Source organism: Stakelama saccharophila, from assembly GCF_032229225.1.
In the GTDB taxonomy this organism is placed as follows: domain Bacteria; phylum Pseudomonadota; class Alphaproteobacteria; order Sphingomonadales; family Sphingomonadaceae; genus Sphingomonas; species Sphingomonas saccharophila.
This window is the reverse complement of record NZ_CP135076.1, coordinates 52,597-67,912: the sequence shown is the minus strand read 5'-3', so window position 1 is coordinate 67,912 and position 15,316 is coordinate 52,597. Positions and strand designations below refer to the sequence as shown.

General features: G+C 65.5%; 14 protein-coding genes. 12 read left to right on the top strand and 2 right to left on the bottom strand.

Annotated features, from left to right (window positions below; translation table 11 throughout):
• The first annotated feature begins 27 nt into the window (after positions 1-27).
• From RPR59_RS00355 to RPR59_RS00335, 5 genes are all read left to right on the top strand, one after another.
• The gene (locus RPR59_RS00355) at positions 28-753 is read left to right on the top strand and encodes a TetR/AcrR family transcriptional regulator (RefSeq protein WP_313915511.1); all 726 of its coding nucleotides are present in this window, start codon (positions 28-30) and stop codon (positions 751-753) included.
• Positions 754-823: 70 nt separating this feature from the next.
• The gene (locus RPR59_RS00350; protein WP_313915509.1) at positions 824-2,134 is read left to right on the top strand and encodes a spinster family MFS transporter; all 1,311 of its coding nucleotides are present in this window, start codon (positions 824-826) and stop codon (positions 2,132-2,134) included.
• The gene (locus RPR59_RS00345) at positions 2,134-3,774 is read left to right on the top strand and encodes an AMP-binding protein (RefSeq protein WP_313915507.1); all 1,641 of its coding nucleotides are present in this window, start codon (positions 2,134-2,136) and stop codon (positions 3,772-3,774) included. Before RPR59_RS00350 ends, RPR59_RS00345 begins: the two co-directional genes overlap by 1 nt.
• Before the next feature lie 40 nt (positions 3,775-3,814).
• Positions 3,815-4,597: an SDR family oxidoreductase gene (locus RPR59_RS00340; protein WP_313915505.1), complete on the top strand. Its 783-nt coding sequence runs from the start codon at positions 3,815-3,817 to the stop codon at positions 4,595-4,597.
• Positions 4,598-4,607: 10 nt separating this feature from the next.
• Complete coding sequence (locus tag RPR59_RS00335) at positions 4,608-6,356, top strand: acyl-CoA dehydrogenase family protein (RefSeq protein ID WP_313915503.1); 1,749 nt, start codon at positions 4,608-4,610, stop codon at positions 6,354-6,356.
• A 319-nt stretch (positions 6,357-6,675) separates the two neighbouring features.
• Here the strand turns inward: RPR59_RS00335 and RPR59_RS00330 are convergent, their stop codons facing one another.
• On the bottom strand, positions 6,676-7,191 hold the full coding sequence (locus RPR59_RS00330) for a sterol desaturase family protein (RefSeq protein WP_313918553.1): 516 nt from the start codon (positions 7,189-7,191) through the stop codon (positions 6,676-6,678).
• 275 nt (positions 7,192-7,466) lie between these two features.
• On the opposite strand from RPR59_RS00330, the gene sucC reads away from it, so the two are divergent.
• From sucC to RPR59_RS00310, 4 genes are all read left to right on the top strand, one after another.
• Positions 7,467-8,666: an ADP-forming succinate--CoA ligase subunit beta gene (gene sucC, locus RPR59_RS00325; RefSeq protein ID WP_313915501.1), complete on the top strand. Its 1,200-nt coding sequence runs from the start codon at positions 7,467-7,469 to the stop codon at positions 8,664-8,666.
• Positions 8,667-8,879: 213 nt separating this feature from the next.
• Positions 8,880-9,653, top strand: coding sequence for an electron transfer flavoprotein subunit beta/FixA family protein (locus RPR59_RS00320; RefSeq protein ID WP_313918551.1), 774 nt, complete (start codon positions 8,880-8,882; stop codon positions 9,651-9,653).
• A gap of 123 nt (positions 9,654-9,776) precedes the next feature.
• The gene (locus RPR59_RS00315; RefSeq protein ID WP_313915500.1) at positions 9,777-10,706 is read left to right on the top strand and encodes an electron transfer flavoprotein subunit alpha/FixB family protein; all 930 of its coding nucleotides are present in this window, start codon (positions 9,777-9,779) and stop codon (positions 10,704-10,706) included.
• Between the two features lie 71 nt (positions 10,707-10,777).
• The gene (locus tag RPR59_RS00310) at positions 10,778-11,326 is read left to right on the top strand and encodes an AAA family ATPase (protein WP_313915498.1); all 549 of its coding nucleotides are present in this window, start codon (positions 10,778-10,780) and stop codon (positions 11,324-11,326) included.
• A gap of 92 nt (positions 11,327-11,418) precedes the next feature.
• Here RPR59_RS00310 and nhaA read toward each other — a convergent pair whose 3' ends face one another.
• Positions 11,419-12,639: a Na+/H+ antiporter NhaA gene (nhaA, locus tag RPR59_RS00305; RefSeq protein ID WP_313915496.1), complete on the bottom strand. Its 1,221-nt coding sequence runs from the start codon at positions 12,637-12,639 to the stop codon at positions 11,419-11,421.
• Between the two features lie 80 nt (positions 12,640-12,719).
• Between nhaA and RPR59_RS00300 the strand changes: the two genes are divergently transcribed.
• From RPR59_RS00300 to RPR59_RS00290, 3 genes are all read left to right on the top strand, one after another.
• Positions 12,720-14,249, top strand: a complete 1,530-nt coding sequence (locus RPR59_RS00300) for a DUF389 domain-containing protein (protein ID WP_313915494.1) — start codon at positions 12,720-12,722, stop codon at positions 14,247-14,249.
• Between the two features lie 55 nt (positions 14,250-14,304).
• The gene (locus RPR59_RS00295; protein WP_313915492.1) at positions 14,305-14,976 is read left to right on the top strand and encodes a COQ9 family protein; all 672 of its coding nucleotides are present in this window, start codon (positions 14,305-14,307) and stop codon (positions 14,974-14,976) included.
• A gap of 71 nt (positions 14,977-15,047) precedes the next feature.
• On the top strand, positions 15,048-15,311 hold the full coding sequence (locus tag RPR59_RS00290; RefSeq protein WP_313915490.1) for a FeoA family protein: 264 nt from the start codon (positions 15,048-15,050) through the stop codon (positions 15,309-15,311).
• Positions 15,312-15,316 lie beyond the last annotated feature (5 nt).

Genomic DNA, 15,316 nt, shown 5'->3' with positions numbered 1-15,316 from the left:
TGGAGCGGTGCACGCCACGTGAATCATATGAGCACGACAAAAAAAGCGCGGCGTACGGTTGCCGCCACCCGGAAGTCTCCCCGCAGCCGCGACCACAAGGCGCGCGCGAGAAAAGAGTCCATCGAACGCATCCTCGACGCTGCCGAGCAACTGTTCGCCGAATACGGCTATCACGGTGTCACGCTGAAGGATGTCGCCAAGCGCGTCGGCGTCAGTTCAACGCTGCTCCATTATCATTTCAGCGGCAAGGAAAGCATTTTCGAAGCCGTCTGGGCGCGCAAAGCGCCAATTTCGTCGCGCAACCGCCTCGACGCGATGCGGCGCTATGCCCAGAACGCGGGCGATGCGGTGACTGTCGAAGGTGCGCTGCACGCCTGGATCGACGCCGATCTCGACGTCCAGATCGAAGATCCGGAAACCTGGGCGTCGTTCGGCAAGATCGCGGCGCAGGCGAACAGCGCGGCGGGTTGGGGCGCCGAGAAGATGACCAACTATTTCAACCCGGTCGTTCTCGCGCTGCTCGACCTGTTCAGGAAGGCCATGCCCGATTGCGACGAGCAGCGGATCTTCTGGGCCTATCATTTCGTGTCGGGGGCGATGACGCACAACATGGCGCGCACCGGGCGGCTGGACGAGTTGTCGCATGGCCTGTGCTCGTCCGATGATTTCGTCGCGATCAAACGGCACATGACGACCTTCATGGCCGCCGGCGTCAAGGCGATCTGCCAAGGCGAAGACAAGGAAAACACATAGGGTCAATCGGGTAGGGCGGCGCGTATCGATGGGAAGGCGGTACCCGATGCTCGCAGCGAGGTGCACGAGAATGTCGAGTGAAACCCTGTCGAACGCAAATGCTGGTGAGCGGACCGGCGGCTATGCCTGGATCGTGCTCGCGCTGCTGTGCCTCGTCTATGTCCTGAACTTTCTCGACCGCCAGCTTCTGTCGATCCTGGCCAAGCCGATCCAGGACGATCTCGGCCTCAGCGACGGGCAGCTCGGACGGCTGGGCGGCCTGTATTTCGCGCTTTTCTACTGCGTCCTCGGCGTGCCGGTCGCGTGGCTCGCCGATCGTGGCAACCGCGTCCGGGTGCTGATGATGGCCTGTGCGCTGTGGAGCGCGGCGACGATCGCATGCGGCATGGCGCAGACCTATCCGCAGCTGGTACTCGCCCGGATGAGCGTCGGGATCGGGGAGGCGGGCGGCGTTCCGCCCTCCTATTCGATCATCTCCGACTATTTTCGCGCCAATCGCCGCGGCACCGCATTGGGGCTGTTCAATCTGGGGCCGCCGATCGGACAGTCGCTGGGCGTCGCCTTCGGCGCGAAGATTGCCGCAGTCTATGACTGGCGGCTGGCGTTCATCGTGCTGGGCGGCGCAGGGCTGATGGCTGCGATGGCCGTTGGGACGTTCGTCCGCGAGCCGAAGCGCGGCGCGACCGATTTGGCGATCGATCAGCACGCGCAGGAGCACGCAACGGTTAGCTTCTGGGCGACTGTCAGAATGTTCGCGATCCGCCCGACCCTCGCGCTCGTCTCGCTCGCGGCGGCGGCGACGCAGTTCGTCACCTACGGCACGCTCGGCTTTACGACGCTGTTCCTGATGCGCGAAAAGGCGATGACGCTCGACGAGATCGCTATCTGGTACACGCTCGTGCTCGGCATCTTCGTGAGTGCCGGCATCTTCCTGTCGGGGCGGCTCACCGACCGGTTCGCCGAGCGCTCGCCGCAGATATATGGTCTGCTTCCCGGCATTGCGCTCGCGCTCGCAGTGCCGGGCTTCATCGGCTTCGTGCATGCGCCGAGCTGGCCGGTGGCGATGGGCTTTCTCGCGGTGCCGACCTTCTTCAACTATTTCTATCTGACGCCTGCGGTGACGCTGGTCCAAAACAGCGTTTCGGCGCGGCAGCGAACACTGGCCGGGGCGGTGCTGCTCTTGATCATGAATCTGGTCGGACTGGGCCTCGGTCCCACCTGGGTAGGCGCGGTGAGCGACTGGTTGCGGCCGGCGCATCCAGCCAATTCGCTCCAGCTCGCCTTTTACAGTCTCGTGCCCTTCTATCTGCTCGCGATCGCACTTCATCTCGCACTCGCCCGCCACCTGGGCCGCGCACGCCGCGCGGCAAGGGCGTCATAATGAGGAAACCGGACCAGTCGATGACCGCCACCGTACCTGGTGCTATCCAGCCTTACGGACTTACGCTGGACCGTTTTATCGATCATGCCGCCAAATGGCATGGGGCCACCGAGGTGGTGACTGGTGGCGCCGGTGCATCGGCGCGCATCAGCTATGCGGCGCTGCGCGAGCGCAGCCGCCGCCTGTCGGGAGCCTTGTGGTCGCTCGATCTGCGCGAGGGCGACAATCTCGGCATCATGGGCTGGAACAGCCAGGCGCAGATGGAATGCTGGTACGGCGCGGTCGGCATCGGTATCGTGTGCCATACGCTGAACCCGCGGCTCGCCAAAGAGCATCTTGCGGCGATGATCCGCCAGGCCGGCAACCGGGTGCTTGTTGTCAGTCCCGATCTCGTCGACCTGACCGACGCACTGGTCACCGCATGCCCTGCGATCGAGCACGTCATCCTGCTCGATGAACCGGGGGGCGGGTTTCGCGCGCCCCGCTGCGGCCGCGCAACGATATGGCAGTACGAGCGCCTGCTTGCCGACAGCGGCGAGGCGGTGGCCTGGGGGCAGGTGGACGAAAACGCACCGGCGGGGCTGTGTTTTACGTCCGGCACCACAGGGGCGCCCAAGGGGATCACCTATACCCATCGTTCCAACTACCTCCATACCGTGCACCAGCTTCAGGCCGACGCGAGCGGCCTCACTGCCAACGATGCGTTGCTGATGGCGGTGCCAATGTTCCACGCCAATGGCTGGGGCTTTCCCTTTTCTGCGCCGGCGGTCGGGGCGAAGCTAGTGCTGCCGGGGCGGCATCAGGATGGCGCCAGCCTTGCGCGGTTGATCAATGCCGAAGGCGTGACCGTTGCGGCGGGGGTTCCGACCGTCTGGCTGGGTCTTGCCGATCATCTCGACGCGACGGGCGAAGCCGTGCCGTCGCTGAAACGGGTGATGCTCGGCGGGTCGGCGGTGCCGCAGGCGCTGCTCGATCGGCTCGAGGAGCGCCTCGGCGTCATCGTCCAGACGAGCTGGGGGATGACCGAATTGTCGCCGCTCGGCGCCACCATGCCGGTCTCTGCGCCAAGGCGGGATGCCGCCAAGTCGGGTCGGCCCCCGATCGGGGTCGATCTGTTGATTACCGATGCCGAGGGCAACCCACTGCCCAAGCAACGTGGGCAGGAGGGACGGCTGCAGGCTCGCGGCGCGAGCGTGGTCGAACGCTATTTCGGGCATGCCGATCCGGCGGTGAACGCCGACGGCTGGTTCGATACCGGCGACCTGGCGGTCATCGACGAACAGGGCAATGTCAGCATCACCGGGCGGGCGAAAGACCTCATCAAGTCGGGGGGCGAGTGGATCAATCCCGGCGAGATCGAGACGATCGTCGGCGCGCTGCCCCAGGTGGCGCAGGCGGCAGTCATCGGCCGCGGCCATCCCAAATGGGGCGAGCGCCCGATCCTTATAGTCGAGCCGCGCAAGGGGGCCGAGTTCAGCGATGATCTGCTGCTCGACGCGCTCCGGCCACGGGTCGCACGGTGGTGGTTGCCAGACACCATCGTACGGGTGCTGACGATGCCGCTCGCGACGACTGGAAAAATCGACAGACAGCGGCTGCGCGCCGACTATGGGAAAGCGGTTCGAGGAGAGGATTTATGAACGCGACGCATTTCGCGCAGATCATTCGCGAGCGTAGCTGATGGCAAGCGTGTTGCAGGGTCTGTTCGATCTGACGGGCCGGGTGGCCGTGGTCACCGGCGGATCGCGGGGAATCGGGCTTCAGATCGCCGGCGCACTCGGCGAATATGGCGCGTCGCTTGCGCTGGTCGCGCGCAAGCAGAACGACCTCGACAGCGCGGTCGAACGGTTGTCGGCCGCCGGATGCGACGCGGCCGCCTTCGCCGCCGATCTCGGCACCGGCGATGCGGCTTCGGCCCTTGTCGATCGGGTGATTGCCCGGTTCGGTCGGATCGACATCCTCGTTAACAATGCCGGAACGGTGTGGGGCGCACCCGCGGAAAGTCATTCGCTCGAGGGCTGGAACAAGGTCATCGACCTCAACATCACCGGCCTGTTCCTGCTGACCCAGGCCGCCGCGCGGGGGGCATTCCTGAAACAGGGCGGCGGCGCAGTGGTCAATGTCGCCTCGATCGAGGGGCTGCAGGGCCATCACCCCGACCGCCCCGGGACGATCGCCTACAACACCGCCAAGGGCGCGGTCATCAATATGACGCGCGCGCTCGCCGCCGAATGGGGGCCGCGCAACATCCGCGTCAACGCGCTCGCACCCGGCTATTTCCCGTCGAAAATGACGATGGCGACGGTCGACGAACATGGCGAGGAGATGCGCCGCCAGACGCCGCTTGGAAAGTTGGGCGGGGAAACCGACCTCATGGGTCCGGCGCTGCTCCTCGCGTCCGACGCCGGCGGCCATATCACCGGCCAGACGATCGTCGTCGACGGCGGCACCACGATCATCTGAAGAGGGTATAATGACCGCCCAGCTCATTCGTCGCGACGATATTGATTTTCTTCTCCACGACTGGCTGCGCGCGGACAAATTGGTCGATCGAGATACGATCGATGCCATTCTCGACCTGTCGGAAAAGCTCGCAAGCGAAGCGTTCCTGACCCACTATAAACGCAGCGACGTCGAGGAGCCAGCCTTCGAAGATGGCGAGGTGCGCATCTGCCCCGCGATCGGCGATGCGCTGGCACAATATGCCGAGTTGGGGTTGTTTTCCGCCGGCTTTCCCGAGGAGCAGGGCGGGCTCGGGCTACCGTATTTGGTCTGTATGGCGTCCTTCGCCTATTTCGCCGCGGCGAATGTGGCGACGGCCGCCTATCCGATGCTCACCGTTGCCAATGCGCGGCTGATCGCCGCGTTCGGCACCGAGGCTCAGATCGATACCTTCGCCCGGCCCGAGATCGACGGGCGCTGGTTCGGCACCATGTGCCTGTCCGAGCCGCAGGCGGGGTCGAGCCTCGCCGACGTTCGCACGCGCGCCGTGCTCGATGGCCGCGACGCGTTGGGGGAGCGATACCGGCTGACCGGCAACAAGATGTGGATTTCGGGTGGCGACCATGATGCGAGCGAGAATATCGTCCACCTCGTGCTCGCCAAGGTGCCGCGCGAGGATGGGACGCTGCCCGAAGGGACGGCCGGAATTTCGCTGTTCATCGTGCCGAAAATCTTTCCCGACGGCGCGCGCAACGATGTGACCGTGGCGGGCATCAACCACAAGATGGGCTATCGGGGCACGACCAACTGCCTGCTCAATTTCGGCGAGAATGGCGGCGCACTCGGCTGGATCGTCGGCAAACCGGGCGACGGCCTGCGCCAGATGTTCCAGATGATGAACGAGGCGCGGATCGGCGTCGGCACGGGCGCGGCAGCGATGGGCTATCGCAGCTATCTGCTGTCCGCCACCTATGCGCGCGAGCGGCTGCAGGGCCGACCGGCGGGGCGGCGCTCGGGCAACGCCGTGGCGATCATCGAGCATCCCGATGTACGGCGGATGCTGCTTCAGCAGAAATGCTATGTCGAAGGTGCGCTGGCGCTGTGCCTTTATTGCGCGCGGCTGGTGGACACCGCCGAGGATTGTGCAGAGGACGCCGCCTTGCTCGGCCTGTTGACGCCGGTCGCGAAGACCTGGTCATCGGAACATGGCCTTGCGGCAAACGACATCGCGATCCAGATCCATGGCGGCTATGGATATACGCGGGACTTCGATGTTGAGCAGCTATGGCGCGATAACCGGCTGAACCCCATCCACGAGGGCACCACCGGCATTCAGGCGATCGACTTGGTCGGGCGGAAGATCCTGCGCGACGGGGCTGGTCTGCTGGTTCTTGAAGTTAAGATACTCGAGACGGCCGAGATGGCGCGGGACATTCCCGGCCTCGCAGAATTTGCTAATACCCTGTCGGCGACATGGCGAACGGCGACGGAAACGATTCAGGTCTTGCGCAGGCGCGAGGCAAACGCAGCACTCGACAATGCGACGCCGTTCCTTCGGGCGTTTGGGCACGTCGTGACCGCTTGGCTATGGCTGGACCAGGTGGTCGCTGCGTATACGCTGCGCAGAACCGCGCCGGCGAACACCAAATTGGCTAAAGGCAAGCATCATGCGTGCCGATTCTTTTTCGAATGGGAGCTGCCAAGGGTTGGGCCCATGCTGACCTTTATCGCATCGAAAGGCGACGTTGCGGCCACAGCACCTGCCGGGATCTTCGGCTAATGTCCAGATTGTTCGCCGCGGCTGTATTCGGCACTAGTCGGCTGCCGACCACCAGTGAAAGCGCGGAAAAGGGCATGCGTGTTCGTCGACCGCTAGCGTTCATCGCCGATCCACAGCCTTCAGTCCGAACGGGCGGCGAGGTCGTTCGTAGGGATCCGCGGATATCGCTTTTCCGTGTGGATGGTGCGGGCGGGTGCAGTTCGGTCACAGCCGCTTGATCGGGAAACCGGTCGATGCCGTCTGCAGCGAAAGCAACGCCGCCTCGGTCGACAGATCGCTCAGAACAATGGCCGAGACGGCCGAGCCACCTGAGTCTTTCTCACCGGGTCGTCCGACATCGCGGCGCGGGGGCGCGGACGCAGGCGCGGCCGCGCCGACGCAATTCGGCCTTCAGTTTCTCCGGCCTTGGCGCCCATAGAAAGCCGTAGCTGACCGCCCCGTGCTTCGTCTCGACGGCGTGATGGAGCCGGTGCGCCTGGACGATGCGGCGCATATAGGCCGATCTCGGCAGATAGCGGTGCTGCAGCCGCTGGTGCACGATCACGTCGTGGAACCCGAAATAGATGGCGCCGTAGCCCGCGATCCCGGCGCCGATCCATGCCCAGCCCGGCCACCAGCCGAGCTGCACCCCGCCGAGCAGGAGGACGATCGAGGGGATGGCGAAGATCACGCCGTAGAGATCGTTGCGCTCCCATCTGCCCCGGCGCGGCCGGTGGTGGCTCGCGTGCAGGAACCAGCCCGGCCCGTGCATCACCCAGCGGTGCGTGACATAGGCGAACCCTTCCATGCCCAATATGGTCGCGAAGAACAGCAGAAGGCCGATTGCCGGATTCATGGTCCTGATATAGCGAGGACGCATGCGGATCGCGAGGATTTCGATCGTGCTGGTCGCGGCCTGTCCGGCCTGACGAAGGCGCGGAACCCTGCGTCGCTGGATCGGTTTCTCCACCGAATACGCGCTGGGCGATCCGGAGATCCGGGGCGTCGCATCCGCCTCCGCCGGCCTTTGCGCCACGGGCCTTGTGCGCTGAGCCGGGGGTGGATTTGAGCGGCGCACTGTGCTTTAGCGCACTGCACAATTCTCCGACTCCAAAAGGCTAGGTCCGCCCCATGAACATTCACGAATATCAGGCCAAGGAACTCCTCGCGAAATTCGGTGTCCCTGTCCCCGCCGGCTATGCCGCGATGAGCGTGGATGAGGCCGTGGAAGTGTCGAAGAAGCTGCCTGGGCCGCTTTACGTCGTGAAGGCGCAGATCCATGCCGGCGGCCGCGGCAAGGGCAAGTTCAAGGAACTGGGGCCCGACGCGAAGGGCGGCGTCCGCCTGGCGAAGACCGAGGAAGAGGTTCGCGCGGCGGCCGAGGACATGCTCGGCAATACGCTCGTGACCGTGCAGACGGGCGAGCATGGCAAGCAGGTCAACCGCCTCTATGTCACCGACGGCGTCGACATCGCCAAGGAATTCTATCTGGCCGTGCTCGTCGACCGCGCGAGCGGCCGCATCGCCATGGTCGCTTCGACCGAGGGCGGCATGGACATCGAGGACGTCGCGCATAACAGCCCGGAAAAGATCCACACGATGGACATCGATCCGGCGACCGGCTTCATGCCGCATCACGGCCGCGCGGTGGCCGCCGCGCTCGGCCTGAAAGGCGACCTCGCCAAGCAGGCGCAGAAGACCGCCGCCAAGCTGTACGAGGCGTTCCTCGGCACCGATGCTTCGCAGATCGAGATCAACCCGCTCGCCGTCACCGAGGACGACAAGCTGATGGTCCTGGACGCCAAGGTCGGCTTCGATTCGAACGCGATGTTCCGCCACAAGGATCTCGCCGAGCTGCGCGACGAAACCGAAGAGGACCCGATGGAACTCGAGGCGTCGAAACACGATCTCGCCTATATCAAGCTCGACGGCGACATCGGCTGCATGGTCAACGGCGCCGGCCTCGCCATGGCGACGATGGACATCATCAAGCTGAACGGCCGGTTCCCGGCCAACTTCCTCGATGTCGGCGGCGGCGCATCGAAGGAAAAGGTCACCGCGGCGTTCAAGATCATCCTGAGCGATCCGGCGGTGAAGGGCATCCTCGTCAACATCTTCGGCGGCATCATGCGCTGCGACATCATCGCCGAGGGGATCGTCGCGGCCGCCAAGGAAGTGAACCTGTCGGTGCCGCTGGTCGTTCGCCTCGAAGGCACGAACGTCGAGAAGGGCAAGGAAATCCTCGAAAATTCCGGCCTGCCGATCGTGTCCGCCGACGACCTGGGCGACGCCGCGAGGAAGATTGTCGGCGAGGTGAAGCAGGCGGCCTGATGCTGCCGGCCCCAGGCTGACAAAGCGTTGCGGGGCCGGGCGGATACGTCGCGGCCCCGTTTTCGTTGGTTGGACGACAGGACCGGCGGCGCGCCTTCCCGATGCCGTTACGGCATGGGCGGTTCGCCATACCGGTCTTGCGAAAAATGCGGGAAACCGCCATGTTCGGCCTAACCGAGAGCCGTAATGCGCGGACAAACGGAAAGGACGCAGATGAAAGTGCTGGTGCCGGTCAAGCGCGTGCTTGACTATAACGTCAAACCCCGCGTGAAGGCGGACGGATCGGGCGTCGATCTTGCCAATGTCAAGATGAGCATGAACCCGTTCGACGAAATCGCGGTCGAGGAAGCGATCCGGCTGAAGGAAAAGGGCCCGGTCGAAGAGATCGTCGCCGTTTCCATCGGTGAGCAGAAGTGCCAGGAGACGCTCAGGACCGCGCTTGCCATGGGCGCCGACCGCGCGATCCTGATCACCGCCGACGAGCGCATCGAACCGCTGGGCGTCGCCAAGCTGCTCGCCAAGGTGGTCGAGGCCGAGTCGCCCGAACTCGTCATCCTCGGCAAGCAGGCGATCGACGACGACAACAACCAGACCGGCCAGATGCTCGCCGCCCTGCTCGGCTGGGCGCAGGGCACCTTCGCCTCCAAGGTCGAGCTGGGCGACCCCGGATCGGGGTCCGGGACAGGCGGCAAGGTCACCGTCACCCGCGAGGTCGACGGCGGGCTGGAGACCGACGAGCTGACGCTGCCGGCGATCGTCACCACCGACCTGCGCCTCAACGAGCCGCGCTATGCGTCGCTGCCCAACATCATGAAGGCGAAGTCCAAGCCGATGGATACCAAATCGGTTGAGGACTATGGTGTCGACGTGTCGCCGCGCCTGACCGTGACCAACGTCTCCGAGCCGCCCAAGCGGCAGGCGGGCGAAAAGGTCGCCGGCGTGGACGAACTGGTTGCCAAGCTGAAGGCGCTGGGCCTTCCGAAGTGACCCTCCGTTCGCCCTGAGCTTGTCGAAGGGCGGTACTTCTACTTCGGGTGAAGACAGGACAGGCCTTCGACAGGCCCAGCCCGGACGGGATCGAAAGCGGGACGGGATCGAGAGGACGAAATGATGAAGACTCTGGTTTGGGTCGAACACGACAACACGGAATTGAAGGACGCCACGCTGGCCGCCGTGACGGCGGCGTCGAAGCTGGGCGAGGTGCATCTGCTCGTCGCCGGGGCGGGATGCGATGCCGTGGCGCAGGCTGCGGCGAAGATCGAAGGCGTGGGCAAGGTCCATGTCGCCGACGATGCGGCCTATGAACATGCGCTCGCGGAAAATGTGGCGCCGCTGATCGTCGATCTGATGGAGCATCACGATGCCTTCGTCGCGCCCGCCACGACCACCGGCAAGAACATCGCCCCGCGCGTCGCCGCGCTCATGGACGTGATGCAGATTTCCGACATCCTCTCGGTCGAGGGCGAGAACAGCTTCACCCGGCCGATCTATGCCGGCAACGCCATCGCGACGGTGAAGACGAGCGATACAAAGCTGGTCATCACCGCGCGCGGCACCGCTTTCGACAAGGCGAGCGCGGAGGGCGGCTCGGCCGAGATCGAGCAGGTTTCCGCCACGGGGGACAAGAGGCTGTCGACGTTCGTCAAGGCCGACATCGCGACAAGTGACCGTCCCGAACTCACCAGCGCCTCGATCGTCGTCTCCGGCGGTCGCGCGCTGCAGAATTCGGAGAATTTCCATTCGATCATCGAACCGCTCGCCGACAAGCTGGGCGCCGCGGTCGGTGCGAGCCGCGCGGCGGTCGACGCCGGCTATGTCCCCAACGACTATCAGGTCGGCCAGACGGGCAAGATCGTGGCGCCGGAAGTCTATATCGCCATCGGTATTTCCGGGGCCATCCAGCACCTTGCCGGCATGAAGGATTCGAAGACCATCATCGCCATCAACAAGGACGAGGATGCCCCGATCTTTCAGATCGCCGATTACGGGCTGGTCGCCGACCTCTACAAGGCGGTGCCGGAGCTGACCGAAAAGCTCTGAGCATTGTCCGAGACGACTTTTCCAGCAGGGCGGCCCGGGCGATCGGGTCGCCCTGCCCGCATGGGCCGGCCGTGAGCGACCCGGTCGATCGGCTGCACGTCATCACCGGCGGCCCTGGGTCGGGAAAATCGACGCTGATCGATGCCCTGGCGGCGCAGGGCATCGCCACCAGTCCGGAGGTCGGCCGCGCCATCATCAAGGAGGAGCTGGCGCGTGGCGGCAGCGCGCTGCCCTGGTCCGACCACCTTGCCTTTGCCGAGAAGATGGTCGTTCGCGAAGTCGCGGCGCACCAAAGCGCGGCGGCATCGGGCCGGACGGTCGTCCTCGACCGGGGGATACCGGACGTGATCGGCTTCCTCCGCATTTCCGGGCTCGCGGTGCCGGAACATATCGACCGTGCGGCACGCTCCCATCGCTACAATTCCCGCGTCTTCATCGCTCCCTGGTGGGAGGAGATCTTCACGACCGATCCCGAACGCAAGCAGACACCGCAGGAAGCGCGCGACAGCTATGCGGTCATGGTCGCGACCTATCGCGATTATGGCTACACGCCTGTCGACCTGCCGCGCACGACGGTGGCCGAACGGGTCGCCTTCATCCGCACCGCCGTCGGTATCTAGCGCCCGGCCGCGGCGCCGAAGGCACCATGTACCCGGACATCGGTTCCTCTGCGAACCAGCCTGGCGTGAACGACGGCGTTTTCAGTCGCGTTTCACTGCTGCTCGACCGGCACGCTGGGCGCGAAGCGCAGCACCAGATACCCCGCCGCCGCCGACAATACGGACCCGGCGAGCACGCCGATCTTCACCTCGTCGACCAGAAGTTCGTTGCCGGGAAAGGCGAGCCCGCCGATGAACAGGCTCATGGTGAAGCCGATCCCGGCGAGCAGCGAGACGCCGTACACCTGGGTCCAGGTCGATCCGCCCGGCGTCTTGGCGAACTTGGTGTGGAAGGCCAGGAAGATGATGCCGAAAATGCCGACCTGCTTGCCGATGAACAGGCCGAGCGCGATGGCGAGCGGCAGCGTGTTGAGCAGGATGCCGGGCGACATGCCCTGAAAGGATACCCCCGCATTGGCGAAGCCGAACAGCGGTACGATCAGGAAGGCGACCCAATATTCCAGCCCGTGTTCCAGCCGGTGCAAGGGCGAGGCTGCATCGTCGGGCGCGCCGGGCGACTTGGTGATGGGGATCATGAACGCGGCGAGCACGCCGGCGATCGTCGCATGCACGCCCGACAGGAAGACGAAATACCACAGCAGTACCGCCAGCACGGCATAGGGGGTCAGCCGCTGCACGTTCGATTTGTTGAGGACGTACATCGCCCCCATGGTGAGCGCGGCCAGGCCGAGTGCGAGCGACGACAGCTCGCTGGTATAGGCAAGCGCGATGATCGCGACCGCGCCCATGTCGTCGACGATCGCGACGGTGGTCAGGAACAGTTTCAGCGAGGCCGGCGCGCGGCTGCCGAGCAGGGCGAGCACGCCGATGGCGAAGGCGATGTCGGTCGCCGCCGGGATCGCCCAGCCCGATTGCAGGTCGGGCCGGCCGTGGGTGACGGCGAGGTAGATGACGGCCGGCGCGATCATGCCGGCGGCGGCGGCGACCACCGGCAGGCGGCGGCGCTCCCACGTGGCGAGCCGGCCATCGACGAACTCGCGCTTGATCTCCAGCCCGACGAGAAAGAAGAAGATCGCCATCAGGCCGTCGTTGATCCAGATGTGCATTGTCATCGGACCGTATTTCGGGTTGATCAGCGGCCCCGTTTCGGCGTGCAGGAAATGGAAATAGCCTTCCGAGGTCGCCGGCACGTTCGCCACGATCATCGCCGCCAGCGCGGCGGCGATCAGGACAATTCCGCCCGACGCCTCGCTGCGCAGAAATCCCCGGAGCGCGGATGCAGCCTTTTCCGGCACGGTGCCCGCTTCCGCCATATGTATTCCCCTTTGCTGATCTGCCCGGTCGTCCCTACCGACTGGAAAAGCCGAGGCAAAGCCCCTAAGCCCGCGCGACCATGACCGCGCCCGCGCTTTTGCAGCAAAATCCGATCGTCGTCTGGTGGCACGACCATATCGTGGCGACCGTCGATCACGTCCGCGTGCTCGACCGGGTGCGCGGCGAATCCGGCTGGAGCGGACGCTACGCCTTCATGACGCTGATGTCCGCGGGCATCGCCGTTCTGGGTCTCTTGCTCTCATCGCCGGCGGTGGTGATCGGCGCGATGCTGATCTCGCCGCTGATGGGACCGATCATCGGGCTGGGCTTCGGTCTCGCCACCTTCGATTCCGCAGAGATCAGGGAATCCGCTGTCGCGCTGGCGCTGGGCGTCGTGCTGGCGGTCATATTCTGCGCGCTGATCGTGCTGATGTCGCCGCTGCAGAACGTGACCGAAGAGATCGCGGCGCGCACCCAGCCCAATCTGTTCGACCTGCTGGTGGCGTTGTTTTCCGCGCTCGCCGGATCCTATGCAATGGTTCGCGGACGCGAGGGCACGATCGTGGGCGTCGCCATCGCCACTGCGTTGATGCCGCCGCTCGCGGTGATGGGCTATGGTCTCGCGACGCTCAACTGGACGGTGTTTACCGGCTCCACCATCCTGTTCTTCACCAACCTGATGACGATCGCCCTGGCGGCGGCCGGGATGGCGCGGCTCTACGGCTTCGGCTCCGACCTGTCGCCGCAGCATACCATCTTGCAGACCGTGCTGATGGTCGCGACGCTGATCGCGTTTGCCGTGCCGCTGGGCCTGTCGCTGCGGCAGATCGCCTGGGAAGCGACGGCGCAGCGCGACGTGCGCGATGTCGTCGCCAGCCAGTTCGGCGACGATTCGCGCATCAGCCAGATCGACGTGAAATACGATCCCATCCGGGTCGATGCGACGGTGCTGACGCCGCAATTCGAATCCGACGCCGAACGCGATGCGCAGACGACATTGACGCGGCTGTTCGGCGAGCCGGTGACCGTGACGCTGGAACAATATCGGGTGTCCACCGGCGCGGCCGCGGAGGCGCAGCAGATTGCTGCCGCGCAGGCGAATGCACGCCGGCAGGCCGCGGACCAGGCGGCGGCGCAGCTTGTCCGGCAACTGGCGCTCGTCGCGGGTGTCGAGCCCGGCTCCGTGTTGCTCGATCGCGATCATCGCCGCGCGGTCGTGAATGCCCAGCCGTTGCCCGATACCGGACTCGCCGCGTACCGGGCGCTCGAGGCCCGCGTCGCGAAGGTTGCCAGCGACTGGTCGGTCGAGGTCGTGCCGCCCGCCGCGCCGCTGCCGGAAATCGGGTTTACGGAACCGCCGAAGCAGGAGGCGCAATCGGAGCAGGAGAGCGCGAACGTGCTGAGCGATGCCGGCGAGCAGGCCCTGCAACTCGTCATCTGGGCCGGCAGGCGCGTGAAGGCGCCGATCGGCGTTTCGGGGCCGGATGCGCATGTCGGAACGGTGGTGACGACGCTGACCCGCGCGGGGGTGTCGGCGCACCGCGTCGACGGGCCCGGCGGCAGCGACGGTGCGGTGACGCTGCGGTGGCTGGCGCCCGACGACGAATGACACGGCGTGACGCAGCCGACGCCACCGCTTATATCGGTGCCGCGAGGAGATGATGATGGCCGCCACGACCCTTTCCGCCGATGCCACGCTCGACGAGATCCGCGCCGCCCTGGCGCCGGAGCTTCCGGTCAACGCCGCGTTCGACGGCTGGTCGCCCAAGGCGGTCGACGCCGCGGCGCGGACGGTGGGTGTCGACGCCGATGTCGCGCGGCTGGCCTTCCCCGGCGGCGCTGTCGACCTGATCGACGCCTGGTTCGCGTATATCGATGCGCGCATGGCAGAGGCCTTGCCCGCCGAGGCGTTGGCCGAGATGAAGATTCGCGAGCGGATCGCGGCGCTTGTCGAAAAGCGGCTCGAACTGCTGGCGGGTGAGCGCGAGGCGTTGCGCCGCGCCGTCGCGGTACTCGCCATGCCGCAGAATGTGGCGCGGGCGGCGAAGCTGGGCTGGCGCTCGGCCGATCGGATGTGGCGCCTCGCGGGCGATGTGGCCACCGACTACAACCATTATACCAAGCGCGGCATCCTGGCCGGCGTCTATGCCGCGACCATCACCGTCTTCCTCGACGACGAATCGGAAAGGTGGGCCCAGACGCGGGCCTTCCTCGCGCGGCGGATCGAGGGCATCATGCGGTTCGAAAAGGCGAAGGCGAAGTGGCTCGGTCGCGGCCGGGACCGGCGGATCAGCCTGTCGCGCTTCGTCGGTCGGCTGCGCTATCCGGCCATCTGAAGCGGGCGTTTGCAGCGGATCGCCCATTTAGGCCTTTCCTTTGAGGGGAGTTATTGATACTCACTCTCATTATGAACGTAGCCACCACCATCGCTCCGCCGATTCGCCTGTCGCAGCTTCCGCGCCGTACGGCGGCGAAAGTGGCAGCGATCGACTGGGAAATGCTGGCCAGGCCGGAGGCGCGCCGCCTGCGCGAACTGGGGCTCGACGAAGGCGTCGGCGTGGAGATGATGCACCAGGCAGCGTTCGGGCGTGGCCCCGTCGCCTGCCGGATCGGCCGCATGACGATCGCACTCCGGCGCCATGTCGCGGGGGCGATCCACGTCCTTCCCTGATCCTT

Excerpts from the sequence above, each read along its gene's own strand:
- RPR59_RS00340 (WP_313915505.1), top strand. The coding sequence starts at position 3,815 with ATGGCAAGCGTGTTGCAGGGTCTGTTCGATCTGACGGGCCGGGTGGCC.
- sucC (WP_313915501.1), top strand. The coding sequence starts at position 7,467 with ATGAACATTCACGAATATCAGGCCAAGGAACTCCTCGCGAAATTCGGT.
- nhaA (WP_313915496.1), bottom strand. The coding sequence starts at position 12,639 with ATGGCGGAAGCGGGCACCGTGCCGGAAAAGGCTGCATCCGCGCTCCGG.
- RPR59_RS00290 (WP_313915490.1), top strand. The coding sequence starts at position 15,048 with ATGAACGTAGCCACCACCATCGCTCCGCCGATTCGCCTGTCGCAGCTT.
- RPR59_RS00315 (WP_313915500.1), top strand. The coding sequence starts at position 9,777 with ATGAAGACTCTGGTTTGGGTCGAACACGACAACACGGAATTGAAGGAC.
- RPR59_RS00300 (WP_313915494.1), top strand. The coding sequence starts at position 12,720 with ATGACCGCGCCCGCGCTTTTGCAGCAAAATCCGATCGTCGTCTGGTGG.
- RPR59_RS00345 (WP_313915507.1), top strand. The coding sequence starts at position 2,134 with ATGAGGAAACCGGACCAGTCGATGACCGCCACCGTACCTGGTGCTATC.
- RPR59_RS00295 (WP_313915492.1), top strand. The coding sequence starts at position 14,305 with ATGGCCGCCACGACCCTTTCCGCCGATGCCACGCTCGACGAGATCCGC.
- RPR59_RS00350 (WP_313915509.1), top strand. The coding sequence starts at position 824 with ATGTCGAGTGAAACCCTGTCGAACGCAAATGCTGGTGAGCGGACCGGC.
- RPR59_RS00330 (WP_313918553.1), bottom strand. The coding sequence starts at position 7,191 with ATGAATCCGGCAATCGGCCTTCTGCTGTTCTTCGCGACCATATTGGGC.
- RPR59_RS00355 (WP_313915511.1), top strand. The coding sequence starts at position 28 with ATGAGCACGACAAAAAAAGCGCGGCGTACGGTTGCCGCCACCCGGAAG.
- RPR59_RS00320 (WP_313918551.1), top strand. The coding sequence starts at position 8,880 with ATGAAAGTGCTGGTGCCGGTCAAGCGCGTGCTTGACTATAACGTCAAA.
- RPR59_RS00335 (WP_313915503.1), top strand. The coding sequence starts at position 4,608 with ATGACCGCCCAGCTCATTCGTCGCGACGATATTGATTTTCTTCTCCAC.